The 16,963-nt window shown below is 68.7% G+C and carries 12 protein-coding genes; 5 read left to right on the top strand and 7 right to left on the bottom strand.

The window, feature by feature from the left end; genetic code table 11:
• Nucleotides 1-31: 31 nt before the first annotated feature.
• From BBK14_RS25050 to BBK14_RS25040, 3 genes are all read right to left on the bottom strand, one after another.
• The gene (locus BBK14_RS25050; protein WP_241831833.1) at nt 32-934 is read right to left on the bottom strand and encodes a TrbL/VirB6 family protein; all 903 of its coding nucleotides are present in this window, start codon (nt 932-934) and stop codon (nt 32-34) included.
• 407 nt (nt 935-1,341) lie between these two features.
• On the bottom strand, nt 1,342-2,022 hold the full coding sequence (locus BBK14_RS25045) for a pilin (protein ID WP_071065704.1): 681 nt from the start codon (nt 2,020-2,022) through the stop codon (nt 1,342-1,344).
• A complete protein-coding gene (locus BBK14_RS25040; protein WP_241831832.1) occupies nt 2,019-2,720 on the bottom strand; it encodes a hypothetical protein in 702 nt (233 codons plus the stop codon). The genes BBK14_RS25045 and BBK14_RS25040 overlap by 4 nt, the downstream gene beginning before the upstream one ends.
• A 355-nt stretch (nt 2,721-3,075) precedes the next feature.
• Between BBK14_RS25040 and BBK14_RS25035 the strand changes: the two genes are divergently transcribed.
• The 4 genes from BBK14_RS25035 to BBK14_RS25025 all read left to right on the top strand — a co-directional run bounded on the left by BBK14_RS25035 (nt 3,076) and on the right by BBK14_RS25025 (nt 6,649).
• Nucleotides 3,076-3,678 carry a hypothetical protein gene (locus tag BBK14_RS25035; RefSeq protein ID WP_071065702.1) on the top strand — a complete coding sequence of 201 codons (603 nt, stop codon included), beginning with the start codon at nt 3,076-3,078 and terminating at the stop codon, nt 3,676-3,678.
• Entirely contained in the window at nt 3,665-4,519 is an 855-nt protein-coding gene (locus BBK14_RS25030) for a TRM11 family SAM-dependent methyltransferase (protein ID WP_071065746.1), read from the top strand. The genes BBK14_RS25035 and BBK14_RS25030 overlap by 14 nt, the downstream gene beginning before the upstream one ends.
• A 306-nt stretch (nt 4,520-4,825) precedes the next feature.
• Complete coding sequence (locus BBK14_RS35885) at nt 4,826-5,047, top strand: DNA-binding protein (RefSeq protein ID WP_083391241.1); 222 nt, start codon at nt 4,826-4,828, stop codon at nt 5,045-5,047.
• 444 nt (nt 5,048-5,491) lie between these two features.
• Nucleotides 5,492-6,649 carry a site-specific integrase gene (locus BBK14_RS25025; protein ID WP_241831831.1) on the top strand — a complete coding sequence of 386 codons (1,158 nt, stop codon included), beginning with the start codon at nt 5,492-5,494 and terminating at the stop codon, nt 6,647-6,649.
• 470 nt (nt 6,650-7,119) lie between these two features.
• On the opposite strand, the gene BBK14_RS25020 is transcribed toward BBK14_RS25025, so the two are convergent.
• A complete protein-coding gene (locus tag BBK14_RS25020; protein WP_131802409.1) occupies nt 7,120-7,704 on the bottom strand; it encodes a hypothetical protein in 585 nt (194 codons plus the stop codon).
• A 129-nt stretch (nt 7,705-7,833) separates the two neighbouring features.
• Complete coding sequence (locus BBK14_RS25015) at nt 7,834-8,463, bottom strand: hypothetical protein (RefSeq protein ID WP_083391240.1); 630 nt, start codon at nt 8,461-8,463, stop codon at nt 7,834-7,836.
• 614 nt (nt 8,464-9,077) lie between these two features.
• Here BBK14_RS25015 and BBK14_RS25010 point away from each other — a divergent pair.
• Nucleotides 9,078-10,418, top strand: coding sequence for a hypothetical protein (locus BBK14_RS25010; protein ID WP_071065699.1), 1,341 nt, complete (start codon nt 9,078-9,080; stop codon nt 10,416-10,418).
• Between the two features lie 287 nt (nt 10,419-10,705).
• Here BBK14_RS25010 and BBK14_RS25005 read toward each other — a convergent pair whose 3' ends face one another.
• Nucleotides 10,706-15,325, bottom strand: a complete 4,620-nt coding sequence (locus BBK14_RS25005) for an nSTAND1 domain-containing NTPase (protein WP_198541432.1) — start codon at nt 15,323-15,325, stop codon at nt 10,706-10,708.
• A 1,143-nt stretch (nt 15,326-16,468) separates the two neighbouring features.
• Nucleotides 16,469-16,666: a hypothetical protein gene (locus BBK14_RS25000; RefSeq protein WP_071065697.1), complete on the bottom strand. Its 198-nt coding sequence runs from the start codon at nt 16,664-16,666 to the stop codon at nt 16,469-16,471.
• Nucleotides 16,667-16,963 lie beyond the last annotated feature (297 nt).

Genomic DNA, 16,963 nt, shown 5'->3' with positions numbered 1-16,963 from the left:
AAGGAGAGAGGGAGAACGCCGGAGGCGGCGGTCAGAGGGGGATGCCGAGCTTGTGGAGGCCCTGGCGCAATAGCCGGTACTTGACCAACGAGACGACGGTGGACCGGCCGCCGCCCATCACGGTGCGCATCACGGTGGACTGCAGGCGGATCGCGACGTAGAACAGCCCGGCGGCGGTCAGGATGTTGCCCAGGCTGTCCGCCACGCCGATGGGGTGGAACCCGCCGTCATCGCTGGCGAACAGCACCCGCACACCCAGCACGAGCAGCACCGACTGGCCGACCTGCACCGCCAGACAGCCCGCTGTGGCCCGCCAGTACAGGTTCGCGACGTGCTCCGTCCACGGCAGGCCCCGACAGATCAGCATCAGCGGACCGGTCACCGCCAGCCCCATCAGCACGATCACCCGGATCACCCAGCCGACGARCAGCATCACGATCATCCCGACCACGCCGAGCAGCAGCAGGACCASGAAGATGCCGTGGATCCGCCCGGCCGCAAGCACCGTCAGCAGCACGCTGAACGCCCCACTGGCATCGAGCCCRCTCATGTTCGTAAACGCCCGGCTCAGCGCGTTCGCRGCATCAATCGACCAGCCGATCAGCGGCAGGCTCAGGTTCGCCTCCCCGAACCCGAGGATCATCCGGGGCAGCATCTCTTTCGCGGTAGCGCGGGTCTGCACACTGTCGTAGCCCATCGCCGCGACCCCACCGGCCATCAGCACCAGCAGCATCACACTGTTCGCGATCAGCACGCTGCCCGCCCACAGCTCCCGGATCCGCGGCTGCTCCGTCACATCCGGGGTACTCAAAATGGTCTGGCCGAGCAGACGCATGACCGGCTCCAGCGCTGCCTCGACGAGTCCTTCGAACCAGCCGTTGATCGCGCGAAGGATCCGGCCGGGGATGTCCGCCCAGCCGAACAGCGTGCCCACCACTCCCCCACCACCCCCGCCACCGCCGTCACCGTCGAGGGCGGGGGCGGTCGGGGCCGGCTGCACGGACGGTGGCGCTGGCACCTGTCCCGGCGCTGTGGTCGGCGCCGGTCCCCCAGCGGAGCCCTCGGGGGAGGGCCCGCCGGAGGGAGCGGGCGCATCCCCGCCGGAGGGGCCCGGCACGGCCGGGGGGACCTGCGGTCTGGGGGCGGCGGGTTCCACCCGCTGCGCCGATGCGTCAGCCGGAGCCGGCGACACGGACGGCGCGGCCGGGAGCGCGGTTTGCGCCCCCGCCACCCCCGCCGATGCCACCAGCACCCCGGCACCCACCGCCAGCACGCACACGACCACCCCGACCCGCCACCCCCACACCCGGGGCCGCCGCGGCTTCTGCCTTGGCCGGAGCATCAGGCCCCGACCACCGATCGCAACGCCTGCAACACCAACGGCGCCAGGACCGCGAGGCCGTAACCGATCGCCGCGTTACGGAACGCGCTTTTCGCGCGCTCGACCTCGCCGGGATCACCGTTCGCGCTCCCGTACCGCGCCGCCCCGAGGGTGAAGAAGAACGTCGCGACCGTCGCAAGGATGCCCATCAGCCAGTTCCTCGCGTTGTTCAGCACTGTGTTCAGATCCGGCGCGGTCGACACCGGTGCCGGCGGCGGCGGCGCCTGCTGCCCCGTCACGACCGCCGCCGCCCCCGCCACATCGGACAGCACGACCAGCACGACCACGACCACCACGCACCCGACCGCGAGCCGCAGCAGATCCTCACGCCGCCGCCCTCGCCGCGGAAACGGGTCCGCCGCGACCCCGCCGGCCCGCAGAAGCAGGATCGCCAGCGAGCCAGCCAACGCCGCGCAGCCCACCCGGACCAGCTCCCCCACCGACCCGCACGGCACCAGCAGCCACATCCCGCCCGGCCCCCCGGCGGGCTGCGCGAGCAGCAGCCACCCCGCCGCGGCCAACCCCCCGGCCACCCCCAGCCACACGGGCGGGACAGACCCCAGCAGGCGGCGCATCACGGTGCTCGCCGCCTGCAGAGCCCCGCCCACGTGCCGGCGCAGGGCACGGCCTCGCCCCGTCATTGGCCACCACCCGTACCCAGACCGACCCGACCCGCCACGACCGCGGCCACCAGGTCCCGTTCCGCGCGGCGGCGGCGCACCGCCAACTCCTCCCCCGGCGTGCCGCCCCGGGCAGACACCTCCGCCAACGCCACCCCCCGCACCCGGTTCACCAGCAGCAGGCGCGCGTCCACCGGGCTGATCACCGCCCGTTCGCTCGCCTGCGCCAGCAACCAGCGCACGTCCAGCCACGGCCAGCGCGGCACCGCGTCCAGCACCGGCACCTCCACCCCGCGCCTGCGATACGACGCCACCTCCACCAGCCCCGACCGGAAAGCCCCAAACACCAACCGCACCGGGATTCCCTGCGCCCCGGCCGGCAGCCCGGCCAGCACGTCGACATAGCCGGTCAACACCTCGGCGTCGAGATCGGCGATGTCCCCGCGATACGCCGGCGCGAGCGTGGCGGCGATATGCCGCAGCGCCGGCATCGCCATCCCCACCGCCGCCACCTTCCACGCATCCACCTTCCGCGAGCGCAGGAGAAACGCCCACACCGCGTTTCGGGTCGCCACCGACATCTGTGGCCGCATCAGTTCCACTCGCAATTCCCGCAGGCCGAACCACCGGTCCGCCATGCCCGGGACATCAGCGCCGTTCACCCCCAGCGCGGCGCAGGACTCCGCCAGCGTCAGGAACGCCGCCTCCGCCAGATCCAACGATGATTCCGCCGTGTTCCCAAAGTCGTGTACCGCCATGGGTGGACTCCCGTCCGTGAGGCCCTGTGTTCCGGTCGGCCCCAAGGACGCCACACCCCATCTGACGGTGATCTGACACTCGTCCACGCCCAGGTCAGCGCGGCGAAGATGCGTCCGGAAGCGATCTGACGGTGATCTGACACTGATCTGACGGTGATCTGACTCTGATCAGAAACATCGCCGTGAACCCTGCAGATGATCAGAGTCAGATCAGTGTCAGACGCCCTGGACTTCACTCGGACCCGAACAGCCCCCGGTCACCAGCCGCCCTTTTCCCGAGCGGTGAACTGGCGACATCCTGTTGCGGAGGAACCGAGTGCCTCAGCCCCGTCCCACCCGAACCGATCAGCCGCGGATCATTCCGCTCACTGTCTGGCCCACCATCACCCCGGGAATCCCCGGGTCTCTGCCCGCCGATGCCGCGGCCCGCGCCATCGCGACCTTCAGCAACACCGGAGATCTCGTTATCGGTATCGACGACGCCGGAATCCTTATCGGCGCCGCCGACTACCTCCAGCGCCGATACCTCGCACTCCACCGCGCCCCTCGGCCCGCCGCCACCCCGATTCTCACGCACTGCCGGGAACGTGGCGCCGGACTCATCATCGACCACCCGCCCACCACCAGCCCGGAAAACCTCCTCCCCGACCTGAGCACGCTTGTGGGAATACTCCGCCCGGGGGGATACCTCCTCACCGTCCACACCCCCACCGACGGGGCAACCGACCCGCTCGCGGACTCCATTACCGCCGCCCGCGCCACCGGCCTGCGCTACCTCCAACACATCATCGTCCTCACCAGTGCAATCCACGGCGACGAACTCCACCCCCCGGCGGAGACCTCCTCCGACCACGGGATGCTGGAGCCCGTCCACACCGACCTGGCCGTGTTCACCCGGCCCGGTGGTGCGCGTGGCTGACCGGCACGCACCCGTTCCGCTCACCGTCTGGGCGGTGTCGCAGACCCACCCCCGATTCCAGCGGCTAAACCGCTACACCCCCGAATCCATGGCGCACCCCGCCCGCATGCTGCCCGCCCTCGCCCGCCACATCATCACCACCTTCACCGAACCGGGTGATCTCGTCGTCGACCCCATGTGCGGCATCGGCACCACCCTGGTGGAGGCGGCCCATCTGGGCCGCCACGCCCTCGGGATCGAATACGAACCCCGCTGGGCCGCCATAGGCCGCACCAACGCCACCCTCGCCCACACCCACGGCGCCACCGGCACCATCCAGCTCATCACCGGCGACTCCCGCCATCTACCCGCCCTCGCTCCCGAGGGCATGCGGGGGACCGCGGCGCTGGTCCTCACCTCACCGCCGTACGGGAAAGCGACCCACGGCGCGGTCGACGCCGACCAGGTACACGGGGTCCGGAAACGCGACTACACCTACAGCAATCGGYGGGGAAACCTCGCCGCCGCCGACCTGGACGAACTCCTCACGGGATTCACCGACATTCTCACCGGCGCCGCAGCACTTCTCCGCCCCGGTGGACTGGTCGCGATCGCGGTCCGCCCCTACCGCCAGGACGGTGAGCTCATCGACCTCCCCGGCGCCATCCTGCACAGCGCCAGCGGGGTCGGCCTGGTCCGCGCGGGGCGCGCCGCGGCCCTCCTCGCCGGCCTCCGGCAGGACCGCCTGGTACCCCGCACGACCTTCTTCGCGCTCCACAACGCCCGCACCGCCCACGCCGCCGGCATCCCCCTCCACGCCACCGCCCACGAGGACATTCTTCTCCTAAGATCCGCCCAGTAAGACCTGACAGGGCGCTGACCTGCACACACGTGATCTGACGGTGATCTGACACAAGTTGCACACGCAACATCAGTCAGATCACCGTCAGATCAGAGTCAGATCACCGTCAGATCGCTGTCGGGTCCCGCGCCGCCCCGGGTCGCCCACTCGTCGCCCGATCGGTGCGAGCGAGGCCCCTCGGGGTGCCTGGGGCGGTGCGGCACCCACCGCTCGATCACCGGGCGTCCTCGGGATCCTTCCGCGCCCGCCGCGGAGTCTTCCCAGGCCCGGCCAGAGGAGAACCCACGCGTCCTCGCGAGGAGTCGAGTGAAAACGTGGACCGAACAGGACATAGAACGACTCGGCGCGACGGTCGGCATCGTCGTCGCCGGTGAAATCCTGGGAATAGGCCGGACGAAAGCCTACGAACTCGCCGCCCGCAACGAATTCCCCGTCCCCGTTCTCCGCGTCAAGGGCCGCTATCAGGTCCCGACCGCACCCCTGAAACACCTTCTCGGAATTCGTAAAGAAAATGGTGGATCGGCTTGACAGGAACCGAAACGGCGAGCCTGAATCGGATGCGGTGCCGGACGGCATATCCGATTATCCGGCCGGCCGGCGCCCTACCCTTCATATTCTTCTGCTGGAGTGCCCGTGACGAGCCCCATGGCTAACCCGAACGGATCGATTTTCAAACGGTGCGGCTGCCGTGAACCCCAGACCCGCCGGCAGCTGGGAAACAGCTGCCCGAAGCTCCGTAGGAAGAACGGGACCTGGAGTTCCCATCACGGGACCTGGCACTACCGTGTCGACCTTCCCCCGGCCGCCGATGGTCGCCGTCAGGAAGCGCGCCGGTCTGGACTTCCTTCGCATGACGCGGCCAGCGCCGAGATCAAGCACATCCAGGATCTCCTGGCCATTCCCGGCAGTGACAGTCATGGTGTCGGCCAGATCCGTACGCTCATCCTCGACGCGCTCAAGGCCGGGGATCCGTTGCCGGACCCCGCGGTCGTGAAGGAGCGGTACCGGCGCCGCGCGGACCTCAACCCACAGATCACTGTCGCGGACTGGTTGCACACCTGGCTGGCGGGACGGCGCACCATCCGGCGGTCCACCCGCGAAGGCTACGAGATAACGATCCGCATGCACCTGGCGCCCTTCATCGGGGACATCCGTCTCGATCAGCTGACCGTCGGTCATCTCGATGACCTGTTCGACCGGATCGACATCCGTAACGAAACGATCCGCCGGGTCCGCGCCGGGAAAGACCCCGAACTCCGCGAAACGTTCAAGGGCCAGAAAGTCACCAGCGACGCCTACAAACAGCGGATCCGCGCCACACTCCGCGCCGCGCTCAACCACGCGATCCGGATCGGACTGATCACGTTCAACCCCGCGAGCTGGGTGGAACTGCCCTCCGGGAAACGCCCCAAGGCGCTGCTGTGGACGACGGAACGCGTCGCCCGCTGGCAGGCCACCGGTGAGATCCCCTCACCTGTGATGGTCTGGACCCCGGCCCAGACCGGTGCTTTCCTCGACCACGCGGAGACACGGAACGACCGGTATTACGAGCTGTATCACCTCATCGCCCACCGTGGTCTTCGCCGTGGAGAGGCCTGCGGTGTCCACTGGACCGACCTCAACCTCGACGTCGACGAGGGCAGCCTCACCGTCCGCTGGCAAATCACCCAGCACGGCGCGGACACCGTGATGGGCGCCCCGAAATCCGACGCCGGAGACCGGCAGATCTCCCTCGACACCGACACCGTCACCGTTCTCCGCCACCGCCGCTCCCGCCAGAAYGCCCACCGCCTCTCCCACGGTGAGCACTGGACCGACAACGGCCTCGTCTTCACCGAACCGAACGGTGCGCCGCTCATCCCCGACGACGTCACCTCCCACTTCAAGGAACTCGTCACCGCCGCCGATCTGCCCCCGATCCGGCTGCACGACCTCCGCCACGGCGCCGCCACGCTCGCCCTCGCGGCCGGCGCCGACATCAAAACCGTGCAGGAACTCCTCGGACACGCCAGCATCGCGATCACCGCCGACACCTACGCCCACATCCTTCCCGAACTCGCCCGCGAAGTAGCCGAGAACGTCGCCCGCCTCATCCCCCGCCAGAAAACCGCACCCGCCATCAAGAACTAATCGCAGAGTGTGGTGGGCCCGGACAACATCACGTTGTCCGGGCCCACCGCACTCCCTGGCCGGTCAGCTATTACCGGACCCGCCAAGGTTGGCCGGTCCAGCCGTGGCTGAGCAGGCCTGTGACCAGCACGTTTGACATCGCCAAAACGGGCCGACGTTGCTGGAAGCGGCACTATCCACGCGAACGCGGGAACGGTTCCCCGACGGCGGTTCCGCCGGTCACCAGCACGGGCGGGATCGGCGCGTAGCGACCCACCCCCGGGCGTCCCGGCCCCACCCAGCCGGTCCCGGTCGACGGGCGCCCACAACCCCGCCGTGACGGTCCTACCGACGGGCGAACGGGTGCCGGTGATCTCACCGGTCGGCAGCCCACCCGCCCGGGGATCCCTTCGCCCTTGCAGGGCACGAGATCCAGATTCCCGCTCAGGCAGGCTGTCGCCGACGCGCCCGCACCGGGGGCTGGGTGGCCGTCATGACGGCGCGGCGGAGCTGCCGGAGAGCCGGTCGAGGTCACCGGCGAGACTCGCGGGGATCCGATCCGAGGTCGCGACCAGCACGGCCCGGACGTAGGGCACCGTCAGCAGGAACCCCCGGCGCTGGGCCCAGTAGACCCGGGCGTCCCGGGCCTGCCGCGCACCGGCGAGCACAGCGCCGATCCGGACCGTCTTGTCCGCGACGAGGGCGGCGGCGATGTCCGGGCGGAGCCCGGTGAGCCGGCGGGTCGCCGCCTGCGGGTCGTGGCGGAACAGACCCGCGATGGTCTCCTCCCCATGCAGGAGCCACAGCGCGATCAGCGTGTCGATACCGCACCGCGCGGCCACCCGCTCACTCACGACGTCCATGTCCGCGTAGCTGGGGGTGTCGCGGAGCAGCACCGCGGCGATCAGAGCAGGTGCGGCGTCGGGGACACCCCGGCCCAGGGTGAGCGCAACCCGGACCGCGTGCGCCAACGCGGGTGTGCCGGCCACAGCGTGGCCGGCACACCAGACCCGGGCCAGGCCCAGCGCCACGTCGACCACCGGCGCCCGGGGCGGCGCGAGCACAGACCGCCGCACCAGCACCGGCTCCCTCGCGGCGGCCGGCGACGACGGGCCGGCGGGGGGCGGCAGGAATCGGTCCGACGCCACGGGGACCCGGCGCGGCCCGCTGACGTGTGCCGCGCCGCGGGGGCCGTGCACCACCGGCTACCGCGACGCGGAGAAGGTGAAGAAGTGGCTCTGGCCACCCTCCTGGATCCCGATCGACTCGTAGTGCTCGAACAGGACCGACAGCCGGCGGCGGGTCTCCTCCTGGCCGATCCAATAGCGGCGAGGTATCGCGCCCCATGTGGCCGCGGCGTACACCTGGTCGGTGTAGCCGTCCTCGTCATACCCCTCGTCATGGCCGGCCGGCTCACGGCCGGTGCCGTCCACGAACACCACGTCCAGATCCTGTTGGACGCGGGACAGGACCGTGAACCGGGCGGCCAGCGCGTGGACGATCTCCTCGACCGGCGCCGGCACCTCAAGGCCAGCGAGCCGCTCATCCCCGATCTGCTCGTACACCGCCGCCCTCATCGCCAGCACCTTCACCCCCTCGACGACCAGATCCGGACCGTCGACCTCGGCGTCCCACCCCGCGATCAGCGGGAGGCCGGTGAACGTCACCCAGCGGGCCACATGCCGCAGCGCGCTGGCGCGCAGCCGGTCGTACTCGGCGTGGTCCCGGACCGCGTCGAAGATCTCCACAGCCCTCGGCGCGACCGCGTAGGGATCAGGCATCCGCTCCCGACCATCCGAGTCGGAATCCAGCCGGGCGATGGTGTCACTGGTCATCGGTGAGCCTCCAAGCTCAGTCACAGACAAGCTCAGTCAGAGAAGTGGGGGGGCACCCGCCCCGGCGCGGGTGGACGCCGGCAACGCCCGGAACGGGTGCCAGGCCACCCAGCCCGCGGATGGTCACACAACCGACGGGGCAGCGACGTAGAAGCCGTGTCCAGCAGGTCACGATCACGCGGACGCGATGGCCGCATCGGAGCGCGGCGCACCCCCCCGGAGACCTGGCCGGCACCCGACCAGACCCCAGCAGGGGCGACCTCCGCACAGGAACAGGTGGGGAGGGAGCAGCATCCACGCGCAGAATGGCCGTCTCCGTCCCCACCCCGGCCAGCCCACCCCGCGCCTGGCAGGTCCGCGGCCGGGCGAACAGCGGCTGCGGCCCGCAGGGGAACGGGCGGCCGTCGGCAGGCCTCCAGCCAGCCGGCCCGGCGGGGGCATCCGTGGCCATGTTCACGTTGCGCTCCTCACAGGTCCGGGAAAGTGGCCGGCATTATTCCCGCCGTGCACGACCCATGACACACTGCGCGAGACGCGGCGTGCAGCCTGCAATGCAGGCACGTGCACGCAATGCGGAAACACACAGCGACACGGCCGGTTGGAGGGGAACCCCCGTGCACACTGGACCAGGCCCCGAGCCCCGCCCAGCACTCGACCAGTTCATCGCCCACCTCGCCGCCCTCAGAAAGCGGCGCAACGCCACCTGGACCGGGCTGGAACAGCGCACCGGGGTCGCCCGCCAAGCCCTCTCCGCCGCGGCCCGAGGTCACCAGCCTGGCGGACGCGAGTGGCTCATCCCCTCCGATACCGTCGCCATCGCCCTCGACCAGGGCCTACGCGCCGACGGAACCCTCTTCGGGTTGTGGGTCCAAGTCCGGCGGGAGGACGAGGAGATACGCCTCGCCAGGATCGCCGCGAAGGCATTTCCCGGGATGGGTGGACTACCGCCGCTGCTGGGGCGGACAGTGGAAGCGAGGGAGGTGAGACCAACGGACAGGCGGCTTTTCGGCGTTGAGGGTCTCAGCGCGGCGGCTGTGCTGGCCTTCGCGGACGGCGTGGACGATCAACTCCGCACCCATCACCCGAAGATCACAGATGTCGCGGGGGCGGAGACAGCTCTCGCGGACCTGGAACGGGACCGCGACGCGGCCGACCCCGCGGACCTGTTCCCCCCGGCCTACGACGCCTGGGTGACCGTCGAAACGATCCTCTCGAAACGCGTGCACCCCAAGTACATCCCGAAGCTGACCTCACTCGCTGGGACCCTCGCGGCCGGTCTCTCCACCGTGGCCAGTTTCGCCGACAATGACAGCATCGGACGCGTCTTCGCCGGCATCGCGGAGGTTCACGCCAACGCCGCCGGAGAACCCGCCCTCCTCGCCCGCGTCGCGGGAATCCAGTCCTGGCAGGCACTTGAGGCCAATCTCCCCCTCAACGCGGCGGACATCGCAGCACAGGCCCGGCTACGCGCGGACCCGGCAGACCGCGCCCGCCTCGCCGCCTACGAAGCCGAAGCCGCAGCAGTTGCTGGCCTGTATGGCCGCGCCGAGAACGCGATCACGACCATGAGGGAGGGCAGGAGCGCGTCCATCGCCGGCCGGCCCGCGATCCCGTGGGGCACAGCGAACGAGGACCTTTTCGTCGCGCTTACCGCAGCCCAGACACCCGGCCGCGCCACCGTCGCCGTCATCCACGGCACGAGGGCGGTCGAGGCGTTTGAACGCCCCTGTCAGGGCATGGCACTCGCCCACCTGGCAACCGCGGCAGGACACCTCCGCGGCGACCGCCCCACCCCGGACAACGCCGCCGCAGCGGCTATCGCCGCTCTCGACGTGGTTCGCCACGCCCCGAACGCCGAGGTACACGGCCGGGCCCGTCGCCTCGCCAGCGAACTATCCGCTTGGGAATCCGAACCGCTGGTACGAGAGCTCAACGCCCGGGTGGCCACAGTCTGATCCCGAACTCGGCTCGGCCCTCGCGCAGCCGTTCGTACGACGCGGCGCGCGAAGGGCGCCTCGCCATTGGCTGTGACGGCTCACCGTTCTCTACCGCCGCGCGCCGGACGTCGTCTCCAAGCGCGAATTGTCACTCCGACGTGACCGATCGTCCGGCTGCCGATCTTCGGGGTGGAAATCGTCTTGACTGGAAGCTCGCTGGCCGGCGCCAGCGCGACCGTTCCATCCGCTGCCCTGCACACAATTTCATGCGCGGTATGGCCGACCAGGTTCGAGATGGGCGGCCATCAAGAATCATCACCGGACACTGCCTCGCAGGTGGGCTGGTATGGGATATCGGGGAGGTACCGTGTCCATTCGACCGAAGTAAGGCCGCCTCCCGCTCTGCGGCAAGAGGCGGCAATAGAGTCACTGCTGAGTCTGACAAGTGCCCTCGTGTCCAAGCGGGTCGGCTGCAGAGAACCAAGACCCGTGGTGGAAGTCAGGACGGAGTCATCGCCGGTAAAGGCCAAGACATCCCCCAGCATCAAATCGGATGACGGGATGCTGGGCGACAGACGAAGTGGTGTGGCGGGGTCGGCGACGGCCCAGAAGGACAAAGAGCCGGCGTTGATCGCGAGAATTGAGCCATCGTGGCTGAACGTAGCTGACCGGATCCATTCACGCCCGACGTTCAAGATTCCTCCCAGCCGGCGGGGCGCGGTCGGGTCGCTGAGGTCCCAGAGCGCCACGCCCGGGGTTGACCCTTCGAACAGGGCGACAGCAAGAGTCCTGCCGTCAGGTGAGAGAGCTAGCAAATTCTGACCAAATCCAAGACCAAGACCTTCCTCCCAGCTGGTAGTCGCAAGGCGACGCAGGGCGGATGGATCGGATGTGTCCCAGACGCCCAAGCGACTCTTGCCGTCGTCGCTGGATCCGGCAATGACCAGCGTTGAGCCGTCAGCCGTGAGAACGGCCCCTTGAACCATCATTTCTTCTGTAATGACATGACGGCGTGGCTGCATGCGATCAGTAAGGTTCCACAGGTCCACTTGACCACCGTGCGCGACTACAAGCCTATGCGCCCTATCGTCGAATATAGTCGAAATCCACTGATCGTCGGGTGTCAGCCTAGCGATTCGGCGGGGCGATGCGATATCAGCGGTATCCCAGAGGTCCACCGGACCGTGCCACGAGGCAAAGGTAGCGTGTTGCTGTGATGGGTCTTCCTGGTTAGCGGCGTCGGTGTAGTTAGTGATCATAAATGTGCCGTCGGGGGCGAGCTTAGTTACGTCTTGGCCGAAGCCATCGACTGAGCTGGGGAGTGCGGAGACTGGCGGGAGCACTCCCGGACGACGAAGGTCCCACAGCTCAACCGCACTTTCCGTGCTGTCGCCGGAGGCGCCGGTCTGGTGGATGGTGGGGAGTGGGCTGTGCGTGATGACCGCCAGGACCTCGCCATTGGCACTCTGACCGGCAACTGCGACACCGCCCCGATCGGCCGCCTGACGCTCTTCCAATGCCGGCCCGAACGGCGAGGTGAGGGCCTGCGGCGTTGCCGGGTTGTTGACGTGCCAAAGAGCGGTGGTGGCGTCGAAACTCGCGGTTACCAACATGGCTGCACGGCTAGCGAAGAGCATGGAATGTATGCCGTCGCGGTGGCCTGTAAAAGTGGCGAGACGGCGCGGGGATGCCCTGTCGGCGATGTTCCAAACCAGAATGGTGCCGTCCTCGTTGCCGGTCGCCAGCGTGTTGCCATCGGGGCTGACGGTGAGCGCGTTGGTAGGAGCCGAGGTGATTGGCTGTCCCAGTAGTCGAGGCGCGGCCGGGTCGCGAACGTCCCAGAGGCACACGCCGCCGGTGCCACCCGTGGCGAGGACAGTCCTGTCGGCGGTGAACGCTGCGGCGTTGACGCGTCCGAGCTGCGCGAATGGCGCGTCAAAGCCCCCGGCGTCGGTCGCGGGAAGGGCGCCGTTAAGGACCTGCTCCTCGGGGCGCGGCAGAGTGACGAGGGGACGTGGCGATGCCGGGACGCGAACATCCCAAAGCCCCGTGCCCTGCTCCGTCGCGACGGCGAGCGTGGCGCCGTCGAGGCTGGTTGCGAGGGAACGCGGCCCTGTGCCGATGCCGTGGTCGATGGTACTGATCCGTCGAGGAGAGGCGGGATCGGAGGTGTCCCACAGGATGATCGTGCCCCGATCATCCTGTGAGTTGTTCGTGGAACCCGTGATGAGTGTCCGACCACCTGCGGTGAACACCGCTCCGGTGATGTTGCCTACGTGGCCGGTCAGCGGTTGTCCGATACGTCGAGGAGAGGCGGGATTGGATGTGTCCCACAAGATGACATCGGCGTCATCGGTCACCCCATCGCCTCCTCCGCGGCCGAAGTCCGACGTGCCCGTGCCGGAGAGCGCGAGGAAGGAGCCGTCGGGGGTGAAAGCAGCGGCGAGGACGCCGCCGGTGTTGCCGCGGAGCGGCCCGGCGAGGAGCCGGGGCCGGTCGGGGTCGGAGATGTTCCAGAGGAAAGCCGTACCATCGGCGCTGCCGGTGGCCAGAGTCCCGGTTGTCTCCGCGAACGCGATCGCGTTGACGGTGGYGGTGTGGCCGGGCAGTGTCGCGGCGAGGTTGCTGTTGACAAGCGTGTCGAGCAGGTTCATGCGCGGGCGCGGGCCGTCAGCGATCGCGTTGGCGGCGACGCCGAGTCGCAGAGCGGTGCGCGGGTCATCGTTCTGAAGCGCATCGGCTCTGGCCAGGAGGCTCTCGGCGATCGCGGTCCGGCGAGCGCGTTCGGTGGCTTGCTCGCGGTCGAGGGCGCGTTGCCACTGCACGAGGGCGGTGATGCCGCCGGCGGTGACCAGGGTGGCGAGGACGGCGACGACCGCGATGGCCCGTCTTTGGGTACGGCGCGTGTGTTCCCGGCTGGCAGCGAGGAAGTCCCGTGCCCGGGGGCTCATCTGAGCTCGGTTGCGGGGGTCCGCGGCCCAGGCTGTGGCAGTGGCGAGGCGGTGTCCCTGGTAAAGGTGGCCGGGGGCACGTTTATCGTCGTGCCAAGTGTTCGCGTCGTCATCGAGGCGTTGGCGTAGGAGCTGGCCGGCGCGGTCGCTGTCGATCCAGGAGCGCAGGGTCGGCCAGGCACGCAGCAGGGCCTCGTGGGTGATCTCGACGTGCTGTTCGTGGATTGTGACGAGTCTGGCGTCGGGCGCGGCCAGCGCGTTTAAGACGTCCCGGGCCCTGCGGGGGTCAGCGGTGCTGGTGAGTAGCCGTTCGAGCGGGACCTTGCGGCGGGTGTCGTCGGTGCCCTCACCGACCCGCACGAGATCGAGCAGCAGGTGGCGAGCGGTTTCACGGTGAGCGTCATCGAACCGGCCGAGGATCTCCTCGGCGGTGCTCGCCACGGCCCGGCGGATCCCACCGGTCGCGTGGTAGGCGGCCAAAGTCAGCAGAGTGCCGCCGCTGCGCTGACAGGTGACAAGCAAGGCGTGCGACAGCAAGGGCAGATGGCCGACATGGTGCCCAGGCCTTCCCTGCGCCGACCGAGACAATGTACTCACAGGGTTGGCATCGAGATCCTCAAGGATGACGTCGGCAAGGCCCGGTTCCAGGTTCAACCCGGCTGCCGCGGCGGGCTGCTCGATGGCGCAACGCACCTCGTCCCCGCTCATCGGACCGACGAGCACCGGGTACGCCTCCACGGCCTCCCGCAGGCGCGGATAGGCCGCGAGGTGCTCGATGAAGTCCGCTCGGATACCGAGCACCACGGCCGCGGCGGGCGTCGGGGTGTCATCTGTGCAGCCCGCCAGCACCGCGAGCGCATCCAGGAACGCCCGCCGGGAACCCAAATCATTACACAGCGTGAAAAGTTCTTCGAATTGGTCGACGACGAGGACAACCCCCCGGCCGGCGCTCGTCGGGGGCAGCGAAGTCAGGTGACGGCCGCGGAGGCGAGCCGCCACCTGGCTGGGCGCGTCCCTGAGCTCCGCAGCCACCGCGTCCGCGGATAGCTGCGCGGCATCGAGAGCTGGCGCCAATGCGGTGGCGAGGGCACGTAGCGGCGTTGCCGTCGGTGTCAAGGTCACGTGGGGCCAGTCCGCAGAGCCGGGAATCCCGAGCTGACCCCGACGCAACGCGGGGAGGAGACCGGCTGCCAGGACCGACGACTTCCCGGCGCCGGACGCCCCGAGAACGACCAGCGGCCGGCCCTCACCGTAGGAGTGTGCCAACCGGGCAGCAAGCCGTACCGTGAGTTGTTCGCGGCCGAAAAACAGACCCTCATCGGATTCGGTGAACGCGGCCAATCCCTTGTAAGGGCACGCTGCGGATGGTCCGCCCCCGCCGCGACGGACACGCGCGTCCGTGTCTGACTCCGTTGCCATCCACTCGAGCAACGACGACATCACATCACCTGAGAGGATCTCGCCTGCGTACGAACGGCGGACGCCGGGATGAATCTCGAGGAGCCGACCCAGAGTGTCGTGGTGCCACACCCACCAGTTCTTCAGGCCCAGCCCGGCGGCATGCTTGCTGATCAGCTGCTCGATGATGTCAATGCCCCCACCGCCAAGAGCCGGGGACAGCACGACGTTGGTCACGACCAGCAGGTACGTTGGGGCACGTCCCTTGCTAGCCCGCCCAGACTTCGGGTTAGACCACCACTCGAACTCCTTCTCTAGCTGCTGAGCAAGYCAGCGTGCGTCTCGCGCGTCCCCGTGCGGACGCCGCCGGAACTTGGCCTGCATGACGCCGTAGCCCGCCCAGGTACCGCCCCCAGCCTCCTCGGGGAGCAGGACCACGCCGTCAAACGTCGCGTCCCGGCCGCCGTCCGGCCCGTCGCCGTACACCACGGTTCCTCTGCCGAACACCGCCATCATCAGCGCTTGCGCCAAGTGCTCGAAGTCATGCTCGTTCAAGCGGCTCAAGTCGTGCTTCATGACCCGCATTGTCCATCTTGTCCTGACGCAACCGATCAGTCGACCATGCGACCGCCGACCGCCGACCTCCGCTACGCGGCTGACACGCGCACGCTCGGTCCGGCCCCGTGCAGATGGGTCATCCACGCCGACACATTCGCGCCCACGGCGGCGCCACGGCCCCCAATGGCCCCGTGCACGCCCGATCCCCACGCAGCGTGACCCCCAGGGCAGGGTGCACGGATGAGCCACCGCCAGCCGACGCGCAACGCTCTTACCACACCCCACCCACCCCAGAACCGCAGAAAAGTAACAGACCGTAACCACCGGTGGGGCGGTGGCGGGCCCTCAGATCCCGGCCCAGACGGACAAAGGCGACACCCAAAACAAGATCGTTCCCAGCACGCCAACGCGAAATGCGCACACCATGCGCACACCAACCCGGTTTGATCTTGTCAAAATGATCTTTGACTTTGCAAAACCGCAGGTCAGGGGCTATCTGTCTGGAGCCGGCGAGGGGACTCGAACCCCTAGCCGCTCGATTACAAGACGGAATACCGCGTATCGGAACGTGCYGGGAAATGACGCRCAATGCCGGAAAATCCGAGGTCGGGGCGTTTTCCGTGTCGGAACGTGCCGGCAAATGCCGCGCCGTGCCGGAACATCCGCGCACACAATGCGCACACACGCGGCCGGGGTGCGGCCGGCGACGCCACGACATAACAGTCACACCATCCCTTACTGGGTACAGAACGCCCTAATAACACCGCGTAGTTGATCGCGAACAAGGAAGAACCGGCCCGACCCGTCCGGCGATCGACGCAGAGGACAACCGATGGCCGAGTGGTGGGTGATGGTGTCACTGACTGTTACCGGGTGAACTCGCCCTCACGACCCCGGCGTCCGCGCGACCCGCCGGTCCGGCACCGGCGTCTTCCCCACCAACGAAGATCCGGTGGAGGCTCACCGTCGGCTCCGCCGAGGAGTCCGCGCTGGCCAGCGATGCGAACGCATGAAGCACCGTCGCTGCCGCCTTTCCCGCACTCACACGGCTGACGAGGCCGTCAGAAGGCCCATCGCAGGAAGATCTCCTGTCGAGATCAGCTAGCTTCGCCGGATGCACCAGACCCGACCCGGCCACCGATCTGCCGGACAGTGGCCGGGTCAGCGTCGCCGGTCCGAAGGACGACGCGGCGAGAGTAACCGCCGCGCTGGCTCCTTCACCAGCAACGCCGAACCCGTGTCGCCGACCTCCTTCACCGCAACGCCCTTGATCAACCATGAGCCCGGCAGATCCGGACTCGCCGCCATCAGTTCCTTGCCGAACCCCTCCACGTCGGTCACAGTCGGCCGCCCGGCCATCGCGTATCTCCTCATCGAGTTGCTGTAGCGGGTTTCTTCGCGAGGATCACGCGGTGATCGCTCTACGTCACACACCGCCACTCCGGCGCGCCGTTAAACGATCACCCTCCGTGCATCACGTGTGTGGACTCCACTCCCGGCGGCATGCAACAGTCCCTCCCCCGCTCCATTGGCCTAGTTCTGGCACCCCACAGGTCTCGACCGCGTATCAGCCGGCGAGATGTGCAGCTGACCGTGTCGGTGTGGTGTCGTCTTGCTACCAGCAAGCCCCTGCTGTCGTCCTGTTCTGACCGGGGT

The organism is Parafrankia soli (assembly GCF_001854695.1).
GTDB classification, from domain to species: Bacteria; Actinomycetota; Actinomycetes; order Frankiales; family Frankiaceae; genus Parafrankia; species Parafrankia soli.
Note: the sequence above shows the minus strand (reverse complement) of the source record. Positions and strands in the feature narration are given on the sequence as shown.

What these genes read in the sequence shown, in the direction of transcription:
- BBK14_RS25045 (WP_071065704.1), bottom strand. Translation starts at nt 2,022, where the DNA reads ATGACGGGGCGAGGCCGTGCCCTGCGCCGGCACGTGGGCGGGGCTCTG.
- BBK14_RS25015 (WP_083391240.1), bottom strand. Translation starts at nt 8,463, where the DNA reads ATGACCAGTGACACCATCGCCCGGCTGGATTCCGACTCGGATGGTCGG.
- BBK14_RS25000 (WP_071065697.1), bottom strand. Translation starts at nt 16,666, where the DNA reads ATGGCCGGGCGGCCGACTGTGACCGACGTGGAGGGGTTCGGCAAGGAA.